Source organism: Lysinibacillus sp. UBA6686, from assembly GCF_002455205.1.
Lineage (GTDB): Bacteria > Bacillota > Bacilli > Bacillales_A > Planococcaceae > Lysinibacillus > Lysinibacillus pakistanensis.
The window spans coordinates 51,010-64,514 of the sequence record NZ_DKJS01000074.1; the positions used below are offsets into that span (position 1 = coordinate 51,010).

A 13,505-nucleotide genomic window follows, 5' to 3' on the forward strand; every position below is an offset into this window, starting at 1 on the left:
GAAACTCAAAAAGAACTATATTTAAGACATTGTGAACATCTTTATATCTTAAAGTATTCTTTAAGAGAATTAATTATTTCCATTTTCTGATTTTCATGGCATGGTAAATATAGTCCTTTTTCTTATTCAGAAGACCATTTAGGAGGTCCTTATGTCACTGTTTAAAAATACCGCTAGTCGTGTACTTACTATTGTTTTAATATTTATTGCTCTGACCATTCTTCGCCTACTATGGCTATCATATTTTCTTCCTTCTAGTAATCAGCCTGTCGCCCATGAAGGAATATTTGATATTCGACATCAGCAGTTACCTGAAGATGAAGTTCTTCATCTCAATGGAGAATGGCTCTATTATCCAGATTTAGTAGATCCCCTAACCATTAACGATCATACACTCACTTATTCTTCCAGCGTTAATAGGACGATTCCTATAAAAGATGCAGGGAAAATAGCACAAAGCTACGGTACATATCGTTTAAAAATTCAACTTAATACGAATGCAGCTAAAGATAACCATTACGCTATTCGAATTCCAGCTGTATCTACAGCTTCAGCATTATATATTAATGGTAAATTGGTTGGGCAATCAGGCAAAGTTGCTTCTAACCCACAAAGCCATAGAGGTCAAGCTGCCCCTTATACTATTTATTTTACAAATGAGCAATCTGAAATGGACCTAGTACTACACGTATCTAATTTTGATACATCAGAAAGTCCTACTATTAGTAAAAGAGTTTTATTTAGCTCGGCATCAGCTATGATACATCATCAACAGGTAACCAAGCTATCTCTTGCGACTATTTCAATTATGCTCATCATATTCGCACTCTTCAGCATTTTAGTGTTTTTATTTATTTATCGAAAACCTATTGTATTACTGTTCACCATTGGCTTTCTATTGCCTTTAGCCGATGAGTTAATAACCTTTGATCGCTCTATGTTAGATTGGTTACATTTAGAGTATGCTTGGTCATTTAAACTATCGTCAGTCATTTATCTAGGGGCTTCTTTTTTCTTTGTCCAATTTATGCGTATTTTACTAGTCAAATATCGTTATGCAAAATGTTTTCAGCTGTTCTTTCATTTATATGCTTTAGGAGCTCTATTGATTGTACTTTTACCTATTAAATGGCTGTACATATCAAACTTGCTGTTCTTTATTCTTTATGCTACTTCATTTTTATTTGTAGTCGCATTCGCGTTAAGAGAGTACATTGAAAATCAAACACAGAGCTCTGTCTTTATTGCCCTAACAGCTCTTAGTACAACAAATGGCGTTATCTGGGGGCTTATTAAATCTATATATGTTTTTGATATACCGGTTTATCCATTAGACTATTTATTTATCATGCTCGGTTTTTCGGGTTACTGGTTTAAACGTTTTTTTGAAAATACAGAGCAAATTAAAGATTTAGTGGCTAAATTACAAAAGGATGATGAATTAAAGGATGAGTTTTTATCAAGTAGTTCACAGAAGCTGTGGGATCCTATGAATAAAATGATTACTTTAGGACAGTCCATTTATGATAATCCTAATAATAAGCTAGTGGCTGAGGATCAGGAAAATCTTAAGTATCTCATTGATATTGGGAGAAGTATGTCCTTTACATTAAATGACATACTGGATTACACTCGCTTAAAAGAAGGAAATCTACATCTTCATAAAAAAGTTATTAGCATCCAAGGCGCTGTATATGGGGTTTTTGATATGCTAAGGTTTATTACAAATGGAAAGCAAATTCACATGAATTCTACTATTGCTCAATCATTTCCTACTATACTTGCTGATGAAAAGCGCTTAATCCAAATTCTTTTTAATCTTTTACATAATGCTATTAAATATACAGATGCTGGCTCTATTGAAATTAGTGCATATATAGAAAAAAATATGGCTGTTATCCATATTCAAGACACTGGTTTAGGCATGGATGATTCGATTCAAAGTCGGCTATTTTCCCCATACGAGCAGGGAAGCGAAAATGATGATGGAATTGGGCTTGGTTTATTAATTTCTAAAAAGCTTATTGAATTACATGGAGGCACATTGAAAATACATTCTATTCCTAACAAAGGATCTGATGTTTATTTTACTTTGCCTTTAGCAATGGAAAACGTAAAGGATCAGCATAACTCTTTAAAGCATGAGATTACAGAAGTTCCAGCAGAAGAAAAAATGCTGGACTCTATAACAGAAAAACAATTCAAAATCTTAATGGTTGATGATGATCCTGTAAATTTAACAATAATGCGAAGTTTATTTGCATCAACCGAGTATGCTGTTAAAACTGTAACTAGCAGTGAAATGGCTTTAGCTGCTTTAAAGGACAGCGATTGGGATTTAGTTATAATTGATGCCATGATGCCCTATATCTCTGGCTATGCATTAATTGAGATGATGCGAGAGCATTATTCCTTACTCGAATTACCAATATTATTATTAACAGCTCGAAAATATCCGGAAGATGTTTACATTGGCTTTGCACATGGGGCAAATGATTATGTGACAAAACCTATTAATGCTCTTGAATTAAAGGTTCGAAGCCGCGCTTTGATCGATCTCAAATATAGCATCCATCAACAATTGCAACTGGAGACTGCTTGGCTACAAGCCCAAATACAACCACACTTTTTATTTAATACTTTAAATACAATTGCATCACTTAGTACCATCGATACGGATCGTATGATTAACTTATTGCATCATTTTGGTGAATATCTCCATGCAAGCTTTGATGTGCGAAATCTGCAGCGAGTTGTTCCGCTTAAGGAAGAATTAGAGCTAGTAAACTCGTATCTCTATATTGAACAACAGCGCTTTGGGCAACTACTACATGTCGAATGGGATATTGATAGTCCTATAAATATTGATATTCCCCCTATCTCCATTCAAAATTTAGTAGAAAATGCAATACGTCATGGCGTATTAAAACAGGAAAAGGGCGGAACAGTCTGTATTCGTATTAAAGATGGTCCTGATTTTGTAGCAATAAGTGTTATTGATAATGGTGTTGGTATAGATCCGACCATCTTACATGAATTACAATCAGGTAACGATCATAAAAGTACTAACTCTGGCATAGGTATCCGTAATACGGATTTACGCCTAAAAAGGATTTATGGACAAAGATTGCACATTGAAAGTACACTTAATAAAGGAACAACTATATCTTTCCGCATTCCCAAAAATTAATTTTAAAAGGGCCACCACACTCTCAATTGGATTTGTGGTGGCTCTTCTTTATAATGTAGAGTTACATAGATTTTAAAAAATCAGGGTACAATAAAAGAAGGTAACTAAAGAAAGGTCGATACTATGTACAAAATTTACATAATCGAAGATGATGCTAATATTTCAAGGCTAATCACGGAGCAATTAACAAAATATCAATTTCAATGCTATACTGTCCAGCAATTCCATCATATTGTAGAAGAATTTCAGGCTATTCAACCCCATCTTGTGGTTATGGATATTAACCTACCAACCTATGATGGCTATTTTTGGTCACGGAAAATCCGCCAGCTTTCCACATGTCCGATCATCATTGTATCAGCGCGTATTCACGATATAGATCAAGTTTACGGTATAGAAAATGGTGCAGATGATTTTATGACTAAGCCCTTTTCACTTGATGTGTTTATGGCAAAAGTGAATGGTCTTATCCGTCGTACATATGGAGAATATGCTTCTTCTGACTCTTCTATCATCACCATTGCAAATACAACTTTAAATACTGATACTGTTCGTCTTCAAACAGCAAAGCAGGAGAGCTTATTAACATTAAAAGAAATGCAACTTTGCAAGTTACTATTTGATTCATATCCGAATGTTGTTACTCGTCAAGAGCTGTTAAGTGCCATTTGGGATGATGAAACCTTTGTTGAGGAGAACACCTTATCCGTGAACATCGGCCGTCTACGTAAAAAATTTGAAGTCATTCAATCTTCACTAGCAATTAAAACCATTCGTGGGCTCGGCTACCAATTAGTGGAGGTAGAAGAATGAAACTTTTTTTTCGAGATCATGCAAGTGTCATTATCCTTTACGCTATAAGCTTTCTATTTCTTCCTTGGTTAATACAGGTATTGGATGATTTATCATCGCACTATTTCTATTTTATTTTTCTAGTTAGCTTCTTATTTACGATTTGGCTAGTTGGTCGTTATTTTCGTAGAAGGAAATTGTATGCCCATTTACAAAATGACACCCTCACACATAATGATTTACATTTATTTGAACCTCAAGCTTGGATTGAGCAAGCCTATAGCTCAAAGCTACGTCAAATGCAGCATTTATATTTAACTCAGCAGCAACTACTTGAAGAACAAGGAAATGAAAGACAGCTTGTGTTATCTCATTTTGCCCATCAGATGAAAACACCCCTATCGGTGATTCAATTGATTATTCAATCTAATCCTAATGCTGCTGCAAATAATCCATCCGAGCGGCAGATTATTAAGAATGAATGTGACAAGATGACATTTACCCTCAACCAACTACTCAGTTATGAACGTACTTCCCATCTTGCTGCGGATTTAAAAATTGAAGCACTCCTATTAAAGGAACTGGTTCAGGAGGTAATCAACGATTTAAAGGATTATTTCATCGCTAAGGAAATTTTTCCTAAAATATTATTCAACGACAACCCTATTATTTACTCAGACCAGAAATGGTTAAAAATTACGCTCTATCAAATTCTCAATAACGCTATTAAATATGGGGATTCTGAAAGCTCCATTCAAATCATGTATGACAATGCTATTTTACAAATTAAAAACGAGGGAGAGACCATTCCTGAGAGCGAGATTTCCCGAGTCTTTGATTTATTTTATACAGGTGCAAAAGGACGAATGGGTGGTGAAGCAACAGGGATTGGCCTCTATTTAGTGAAGAAGATACTAACCTCTTTAGAGCACCCTTTCGCTTTACTATCTCTAAACAATACCACAACCTTTACCATTGATTTTTCAAATAGCGTAAAAAAGTAATATGACAACTTTGTCATATTGACGTCATATAGCTAAATAGGTATATGACTTCTCCTTTTTTATAATAGAGCTATTCAATTAAAGTAAGGAGTTGTTGAAGATGGGAAACAGTATCCTACAAGTGTCCAATCTACAAAAAGAATATATCGGAGAAATCACCTATAGAGCATTGAATGGTATCAATTTTCAGCTTGAAGAAAATGAATTCGTAGCAGTTATGGGGCCTTCAGGAAGCGGAAAAACAACATTTTTAAATAGTGTGTCCACAATTGATCGTCCTACTGCCGGAGAAATCCTTATAAACAGTAGAAATCCATATACATTAAATGACGATGAGCTTGCTAAATTTCGCCGTAAAGAATTAGGCTTTGTATTTCAGGATTTTAATCTTGTCCACACATTAACCGTGAAGGAAAATATATTATTACCACTAACATTGGATAGTTTACCTGCTGATAAAATGAACCAACGCCTAAAAAATGTATCTCAATTTCTTGGTATTGAAGAGCTACTATCAAAAAGGATTTATGAAATTTCTGGTGGACAAAAACAGCGAGTAGCCATTGCACGAGCAGTTATTCATGAACCAACTTTATTATTGGCAGATGAGCCTACAGGCAATCTTGACTCCAAAGCTGTAAACGATGTGATGAACTTATTTAGTTCTATTCATACAGCATTAAATACTGCCATTCTAATGGTGACACACGATCCATATGTTGCAAGCTTCGCCAGTCGGATTATTTTCATTAAGGATGGTAAATTATATAACGAAATTCATCGTGGTCATAATCGCAAGCAGTTTTATCAGGAAATTATGGATACACTCGCATTTCTAGGTGGTGGACAGCATGAGCTTTAATCATATCGTTGTGCAAAATATTTTGCGTGATAAGTGGACATATATTTCCTATTTCCTTAGTAGCGTATTTTCAATCATTATTTTCTTTCTCTTTACAATCATTGCATTTCATCCAAGTTTAAATAGCTTAGATCCAGATTCAACACTTGGCATATCACTACTATTGGCCAGTATGCTCGTCTATTTGTTTTCATTTATCTATATTACTTACTCGATCATGGCATTTTTAAAGAAAAAAACAAAAACACTTGGGATTTTTATGATAACTGGGGCATCTATGAAGCAAATTCGCACACTCATCTTTCGTGAAAATATCTTAATAGGTGCTTTGGCAATAATAACAGCAATTGTTTTTGGTCTTGTTATTACCCCTCTTTTTTTAATGGGGGCCAAAGTCGTTTTAAAGGCTGAAACTTTTAGTATGTATTTTCCTCTAAAAGCAATCGTACTTACTATTTTATTATTCATTGGATTATTTGTAGTGATTTCAAAAGTTGTCACACGATTTATTAATAAAGAAGCCTCCATTCAGCTTTTAAAAAGTGACGCTATCATTGAAAAGTCTATACCAAAGCATCCTTATTTATTTGGCATTAGTATTATATGTTCAGCTACACTGGCTTATTTATTAAAAATCAATCATCATTTTGTTGAAAGCCTCGGCATTCTTTACTATTTAATATTTTTCATAAGTTTCCTTTGCTCGATTTATCTCATCATATCGCAAGGAATGCGCTTCCTTCTAAAAGCTTTTGAGAAATCGCCAGCCTATGTGCGAAAAACAAATATGCTACTAATTTCTAATTTGAATGCAAAAATGAAATCTCATGCAAATATGCTGTTTTTAATCACAATTTTATTAAGCGGTGTCTTTTTATGTACCAGTATTTTATTTAGCTCCTACTACAATGTTGCAAAGGATAGTGAAGAAAACTATCCATATAGCTTTCAATATATAGCTGATCCTAAAGCAGATCTAAATATGGTAAAAGACGATATTGATTACCTAGAAAAGAAATTATCCACAATTGATCCCCAGAAATATTTTATAGAATTTAAATCCAATGAAGAGGATCGACTCGGCTATATGTCTGTTTCTACTTATAATTTGTTAAAAAATAAATCGATTAGCTTACATGATGATGAATTTATAGCTGTTGCTGGAAATCGTGGTTTAGAACCAATAACAAATACGCCTAAAGACCAGATTCTTAAAAATCTAAAGCTTGCATCTATAGATAAAAAAAACTTGTTATCCACTGGCTTCCAGAACACCTATTTTATTGTACCTGACCAGCTTTATGACCATATCCGCTTCCCTATTTATCAAACCTATATCTTTGAGCTAACTAATTGGACAGAACATACAGAACTAGCTGATAAAATTATGGAGCATTTACCATCTTTACCTGATGATCGTTATGTCACTTCCAAAATAGCTTTGTATGATTCAGAAATGTTTGTAAAAAGTGTGATGTTTTTTATCGGTTCTATGTTGAGTCTTATTTTCTTAAGTGCGGCTATGAGTATACTATACTTTTATTTACAAACAACCCTTATACAGGAAAGGGAAAAATACGCAAGTATACGCAAGCTCGGCCTTTCTCAAAAGGAATTATTCACTGTTGTTTCAAAAGAACTGGCAATCCTTATATTTGTCCCATTTGCTATAGCCCTTACGATGTTATTTATCACTTTGTTTGCCATGCGAGCGATGGTTTCAACCACATTTTTACAAGTTTCCATGATAAGCTCTCTTAGTTTTTTAGCCCTATTCATGATTAGTTACTTATTTATTCGTAAGAGTTATTTCAAAAGATTGCTCACCATATAATACAAAAAACGCACTCCTCCACGAGTGCGTTTTCTTTACCAAAGAACAGGCTTTGCGACCATTAGCCATAACATAATTAGCAATAAACAAATATACATCCATGCCTTTCGCCGTAACAATAAAGCAAACTTTTTCTGGTCATAGGCGGGTGTATTAAATGTCCTTAAGGTTGGTTTGAATGCTCTTGCCAAAAAAACAATAGAAGCCAACATAACAAGAAATGTTAGGACTATCCACGATGTACTCCAATGATAGCCCGCATGCCACATTAATAAAATGCCAGACGCAACAAGAACATGCCCAGAATGCTTGACAATGGTAATAGCCCCCTTAAAGGCCTCGATATATGGTGGCATTTCAATATGAGCCGCAGTGTTCATTTTCTTAACAATTGGTAAAACTACAAACAATGGCCCAATTGAAAGAATGGCGCTTACAATATGTATATAAAGAAGAAGTGTATAAATAGAAATCATGATGCAAACTCCCCTTATTAGCAGTCCCCTTCATTATAGCATTCAACATGTCCCGACTTTAGAAGCATTTGTGAATCCTTTGTAAACGCCACTTGAATCATTGTTAAATTGTTTGAAATCTTTACAAAGAGGGTAAAGTTTATAGTAACATGCACTTATAGAACAAAAAGGAGTGATTTTTATAGGAATTCATCAATTTTTTACAAGTCTAAATGATCTAGAACGTATTATTCGTTGCCCTGGCCGCTTCAAATTTGAAGAGCATAACGTAGCTGCTCACTCTTGGAAGGTTTCACAATATGCTATGTTTTTTGCCACATTAGAGGAAATGAATGGCGCCACTGTAAACTGGAAGGCACTTTACGAAAAGACCATTAATCATGATTTTGCTGAAGTATTTATAGGCGATATTAAGACGCCAGTAAAACATGCTAGCCCTGAGCTCAAACAAATGCTTGCACATGTGGAAGAAAAAATGATGGAAAAATTCATTATTAATGAAATCCCTCAGGAATTTCAAGCCGTCTTCTTTGAGCGTATGAAGGAGGGTAAGGATAGCACATTGGAGGGTCGTTTACTTGAATTTGCCGATAAGCTAGATCAATTTTATGAGGCCTTTGCTGAATTAAAGCGAGGAAACACTGACAAAGAATTTGTTTATATGTATCAATCAGCCCTTTCTAAGCTTTTAGCCATTCCTCTAGATGCAACGGTACATTATTTCCGTACTGAAATTTTGAAGGATGCGGTGAAGGAAAAGACACATATTGATATTCAAGCTCTCACTAATGAGGTATTAACCTCAACATAATAAGGTGCATGTACAAGTTTTCCGAATGAATAAACTCACGGAAGGCTTTTTTTATTTTCCTCAAAAAGTTTATAATGAAAGAAGAGGATTGGAGGGAAGTCTTTGTCACAGGAATGTTCAATAGTTGAGGATTTATTACCTTTGTATAATAAGCGAGCGCTTCAGGCAGCTACTATACAGTTTGTCGAACAACATTTAGCTAATTGTGAGCATTGCCGTCAGCTAGCCACTTCAAAGCAGTTAACAAGTTATCATTTACCGATGAAAAGAACAATCAGCTTTTTTCATATTATTTTTATCGTTCTATCCTTTATGTTTGCGATTAATTCATCCTTATTAGGCAATCAAAAAAGCTTTGTTGTTTCCTATGCAATTTTCGGCTGTCTAACTTACTTTTTTTATAAAAATATTTGGATCGTTTTTACCATCAGCTCTGTACCAGTTTTCGTATGGGCTATTATAAATAATATAAATAATCCGCTTTATATCACTAACTACTCATTTACGGAGATTGGGGCCCTGTTGATCGGTGCAGGCTATATTGCCCTTTTACATACCATTTTTGCACTAATTGGTTCTGCATTTGCGATTCTTTTACGTAGGTTTACTAAAATTAGCTTTTAGCGAAAATTGGGAGCTGCCTCAAAAAAGTCAGAGACAACTCCCTCTATTACCAGTTATCCCAATTCCAAAGCTCAACATCACCAAGCTTCTGATTAGATACGCCTTCTATATTTTTCAGCTTCAATAATTCCTTAGTTGGTCCTGTCACCACAGCACCATAAGCCTGAAAACCATTCTTTTTTAAATAATCATAACGCTCTTGTAAATACGACAAACCAAGAAAATCCTCGATATAGCTTTTCTTTTCATTGTTCAGTAGCTTTTCCATATTTTCTAGCATAACACGCTGACTATCTCTAACACCATTCGTTAAATTTTGACCTACCCAAATTTTTGAATAATCATCACTAACCTTCAATCCTCCTGATAGCCCGAAACTATCATAAATGGTAAGGTTAACACTACCTTCACCAGTTGGAAATGCATCAAAGGATTTGAATTCGCCTGTATATATAGGCATCCAGACAACTTCCACATCGTATGGTTCAAGCATTTTTGTCAACTTTTTAGGCTCCATAAATGTTGTGGTAGAAAACGCTAGTTCTGCAACTGTTCCTTCGGGTAATTTTTCTAACGTTTTCCATACACCATTGTTAATTTGGGATGATGTCACTTTCCCTGTTCGAGGATCCTCAGGTAAATTGAAGCTAAATTTATCAAATTCATTTGTCGATTTCAGGCTCGAAGATGAAGAAGAATTTTTTGAAATTAAGTTCATTTTCATCGATGAAGATGTATTAAATATTTTTTTATCCAAACTCATCTCACCTACCATTACGTTCTCTTTCCCTACTTGCTTCACAAGAGGATAGCTAAATTTTTGCGTCAAAAGTGGTGTTATTTCAGCAGATGAACCTGAATATTGTCCTTTTATATTTGGCTGCTGCCATTCTAAAGCCATTAATGAATTATAAATATGTTTACGATCTGGGCGTGTTTTTTCAAAAATGATTGATACGCTTAAAATATATAAACCATAAATAACAGCACATAGTAGCAATATACGTAATATTCGAAAGGTTAACGTAAAACGGTACTTCTGCAATATTTTTTTCTCTTTTTCCTGCGACCACTCAATCATCTTGAAATCCTCCATTCTTTTTGATTATTTCTGCTAAACGTTTACGTGCTCGATGTAACAGTATTTTCACCTGCCCCTCTGTTAGCTCCAATGCCTCCTGTAGCTCCTGATATGTAAATTGTTCATACTCTCTTAAATATAAAATTGTGCGGTAATTTTCAGGCAAAAACTTTAATAATGACTGGATATCCTCCGTTACTTCTTGCTTGAGAATATCAACTTCAGGCAAACCATAAGGACTAAGCATGTCATCCTTCCAAAATAATTGGGCAAATGGGATAGTCCTTCTTCTTTTTTGCTTGCGCCATTCATCTAAATACGTATTCCGTGCTACTTTAAACAACCATGCTCTCACATCCTCCTCTTTATAAAATGACAGCGATACCGTAGCTCGTACAAAGGTTTCTTGTACTAAATCTTCTGCTATATGTACGGACCCAGACATTTTCAGCAGAAAGTAATATAACGATTTCGCATATTCCTGATAAAGTTGCTCAAGCTCATTCTTCCGTTGTCTGTCCATGCATCCCCCTCGCTTCATAGATTTCACAAGTAAAACGTCTGTCGTTTCTAAATGTTACAGTAATTACTAAAAAATAAAAAAGAGTCGATTAGAAGTGCAATCCATTATCCGAAAATGGAGCTCTTTTTTACTCGACTCTTTTAATAACTATGCTTTTTTAACAAACTCTGACTTTAATTTCATGGCACCAAAGCCATCAATTTTACAGTCAATGTTATGGTCACCTTCAACTAGACGAATACTTTTCACCTTTGTACCAATTTTTAATGTTGAAGAACTGCCCTTGACCTTTAAATCCTTAATGATTGTAACAGAATCACCGTCCGCTAGTAGGTTACCGTTTGCATCCTTTACAATAAGTGTATCTGCTTCTTGCTCTGCTACATCTGCACTCCATTCATGTGCACATTCAGGACATACAAAATTCACACCATCCTCATACGTATATTCCGAATTACATTTCGGACAATTTGGATAAGCTGCCATTTCCGCTTCCTCCTTTACTTTTTGCTAGGTTAATCCTATATATTCTCCTATCTTTACATAACCCGTCCTATTAAGTAAAGGTTGTTCGCCTTTTTTGTTCGCATTTGTGAATAATGTATGAAACAATTAGATGGGCGTATGGCTATTTTTTATTTAAAGCAAGACGATTTGGCATGCTTGCCCATTGACTTTTTTTCATAAACCATCTTACTTGCAAGTTTGTTTATCATGCCTTATTATATTTTTAAAGGCTGCATTGTTCGTATAATATTAAGTTTTAACCTTTAAGCTGTAAAAGGGAGTTTTATTATTGGAGTTGGAATGACGGGCCTCACACCAAGGTGAATGAGGATAAGCAGGAAAGCTTCTGCGAACACCCACTTTGAGGAGTGGTGGTTTAAAACTTTCTATAATAACTACGGCATACGCGGCTTTTTAATTTGTTCTTACAGCCACAAGGCTTTGAGCGAATCACCCTTCCATTATTGGAGGGTGATTTTTTTATCAAAATAAACGTTGGGGTTAAACTGGGGTTAAAATTCATAATAATCCTTAATATCATTTAACTCATTTCAATAATTACCCCATTTAATTATATCCTCTTTCGCTACCATTCAAGCCAGTTTTCTATTTTTGGTCTACTACTTATTTCTGAATGACTATCCTTTTCATATAACCAAAGGTACTGGACTCCCCCAAATAAATAACACTCCATTGATTTAATAGCCCTTCTCAAGATTATCCAAAGTATGTCTCGTAAAGCAACCTTTGCAGACAATGCGACCATGGAGAACTTTTTTGGCTTCCTTAAACAAGAAATGTATTACGGAGAAGAATTAATCTCTTATGAAGCGTTATAGAAGAAAATAGAGAAGTATATCGATTATTATAATAACGATCGAATTAAACAAAAATTGGCCGGCATGAGCCCGGTAAAATACCGAACTCAAGCCAGCCAATTAGCTGCACAATGGAAACTCTAACTTTACGGGGTCACTACCGTATCTGGGCTTTTTTTAGATATAACAAAATTATTTACTTTGAGACTTACTTATATTTCTTACGTAATCCATTATTAAAAATACCATCATTGTAATAATACCGTACATTAAAGTTTCTTTACTATCAAAATAATAATCGTCTTTATTATAAAGAAACTTAGAAATATTTATAATTATCGCTCCGATTAGAAAATAAATTAGAGAGTTCCTTATTAATTTCATAATTTTATTTTTCCTTATTCACAATTTGAATCTCCAGGGAATTGTTTGTCCATCTTATTAGAACAACTTACTGCTTTTACTTCCCCTTCGGTCTGTCTTACAATTAACTGTACTTGTCCTTTACTATTAGTAGGCATATTTAATTTGCCCTCTAGCTCATAACCTGTAGGCATCTTCCAAGATTTATTAATCTCGAAATGTGGCCGGTCAATACGCCTACCAAGTTTTGATTGGGCTTAGGTGAAATGTATGTTGCTGACACTTTTCCTCACCATTTTCTATATAAATAAATCCGCACTTTAGATGTACCATAACAACATACATAGCAAATCTGTGCTTTTTATGCATGCAATTGTGTGAATACCCCAAAAAATATTTAGAACCTAATATTTAATGATCTTATGACCCGAAAACTGCTCAGGGTGAAGAGATATTCGCTCGGGATAGCCCATAATCTGCTCAGGTCGAAATAATATTCGCTCGGGATAGCCCATAATCCGCTCAGGTCGAAATAATATTCGCTCGGGATAGCCCATAATCCGCTCAGGTCGATTTGTTTTTCGCTCGGGATAGCCCGTAATCTGCTCAGGTCGAAATAA

The 13,505-nt window shown here is 34.8% G+C and carries 12 protein-coding genes, 1 other RNA gene and 1 pseudogene; 9 read left to right on the forward strand and 5 right to left on the reverse strand.

Going from position 1 to position 13,505, the window contains the following annotated elements:
- Positions 1-151 precede the first annotated feature (151 nt).
- The 5 genes from B2R82_RS19695 (at position 152) to B2R82_RS19715 (ending at position 7,682) form a co-directional block, all read left to right on the forward strand.
- On the forward strand, positions 152-3,190 hold the full coding sequence (locus tag B2R82_RS19695) for a hybrid sensor histidine kinase/response regulator (protein WP_286926571.1): 3,039 nt from the start codon (positions 152-154) through the stop codon (positions 3,188-3,190).
- Between the two features lie 123 nt (positions 3,191-3,313).
- Entirely contained in the window at positions 3,314-4,003 is a 690-nt protein-coding gene (locus B2R82_RS19700) for a response regulator transcription factor (protein WP_286926572.1), read from the forward strand.
- Positions 4,000-4,986, forward strand: a complete 987-nt coding sequence (locus B2R82_RS19705; protein WP_286926573.1) for a sensor histidine kinase — start codon at positions 4,000-4,002, stop codon at positions 4,984-4,986. The genes B2R82_RS19700 and B2R82_RS19705 overlap by 4 nt, the downstream gene beginning before the upstream one ends.
- Positions 4,987-5,086: 100 nt before the next feature.
- Entirely contained in the window at positions 5,087-5,848 is a 762-nt protein-coding gene (locus B2R82_RS19710; RefSeq protein WP_286926574.1) for an ABC transporter ATP-binding protein, read from the forward strand.
- The gene (locus B2R82_RS19715; protein ID WP_286926575.1) at positions 5,838-7,682 is read left to right on the forward strand and encodes an FtsX-like permease family protein; all 1,845 of its coding nucleotides are present in this window, start codon (positions 5,838-5,840) and stop codon (positions 7,680-7,682) included. Before B2R82_RS19710 ends, B2R82_RS19715 begins: the two co-directional genes overlap by 11 nt.
- Before the next feature lie 35 nt (positions 7,683-7,717).
- Here the strand turns inward: B2R82_RS19715 and B2R82_RS19720 are convergent, their stop codons facing one another.
- Complete coding sequence (locus B2R82_RS19720) at positions 7,718-8,158, reverse strand: hypothetical protein (RefSeq protein WP_286926576.1); 441 nt, start codon at positions 8,156-8,158, stop codon at positions 7,718-7,720.
- Between the two features lie 172 nt (positions 8,159-8,330).
- Here B2R82_RS19720 and B2R82_RS19725 point away from each other — a divergent pair, with 172 nt between their 5' ends.
- Positions 8,331-8,969 (forward strand): YfbR-like 5'-deoxynucleotidase, encoded by a 639-nt coding sequence (locus tag B2R82_RS19725; RefSeq protein WP_283870550.1) that lies wholly within the window; start codon positions 8,331-8,333, stop codon positions 8,967-8,969.
- A gap of 102 nt (positions 8,970-9,071) precedes the next feature.
- On the forward strand, positions 9,072-9,593 hold the full coding sequence (locus B2R82_RS19730; protein WP_286926577.1) for a zf-HC2 domain-containing protein: 522 nt from the start codon (positions 9,072-9,074) through the stop codon (positions 9,591-9,593).
- Between the two features lie 46 nt (positions 9,594-9,639).
- Here B2R82_RS19730 and B2R82_RS19735 read toward each other — a convergent pair whose 3' ends face one another.
- The 3 genes from B2R82_RS19735 to B2R82_RS19745 all read right to left on the reverse strand — a co-directional run bounded on the left by B2R82_RS19735 (position 9,640) and on the right by B2R82_RS19745 (position 11,683).
- Positions 9,640-10,674, reverse strand: a complete 1,035-nt coding sequence (locus B2R82_RS19735; RefSeq protein ID WP_286926578.1) for an anti-sigma factor — start codon at positions 10,672-10,674, stop codon at positions 9,640-9,642.
- Positions 10,667-11,197: a sigma-70 family RNA polymerase sigma factor gene (locus tag B2R82_RS19740; RefSeq protein WP_286926579.1), complete on the reverse strand. Its 531-nt coding sequence runs from the start codon at positions 11,195-11,197 to the stop codon at positions 10,667-10,669. Before B2R82_RS19740 ends, B2R82_RS19735 begins: the two co-directional genes overlap by 8 nt.
- Before the next feature lie 147 nt (positions 11,198-11,344).
- Complete coding sequence (locus B2R82_RS19745; protein WP_286926580.1) at positions 11,345-11,683, reverse strand: zinc ribbon domain-containing protein YjdM; 339 nt, start codon at positions 11,681-11,683, stop codon at positions 11,345-11,347.
- A gap of 245 nt (positions 11,684-11,928) precedes the next feature.
- Here B2R82_RS19745 and ssrS point away from each other — a divergent pair.
- A non-coding RNA gene (gene ssrS / locus B2R82_RS19750) (6S RNA) lies at positions 11,929-12,121 on the forward strand.
- Between the two features lie 305 nt (positions 12,122-12,426).
- Positions 12,427-12,666, forward strand: a pseudogene (locus B2R82_RS19755) (IS3 family transposase); the annotation flags it as partial.
- Between the two features lie 623 nt (positions 12,667-13,289).
- Here B2R82_RS19755 and B2R82_RS19760 read toward each other — a convergent pair.
- Positions 13,290-13,505 (reverse strand): hypothetical protein (locus B2R82_RS19760; RefSeq protein WP_286926581.1); only part of this gene is annotated, 216 nt, incomplete at its 5' end.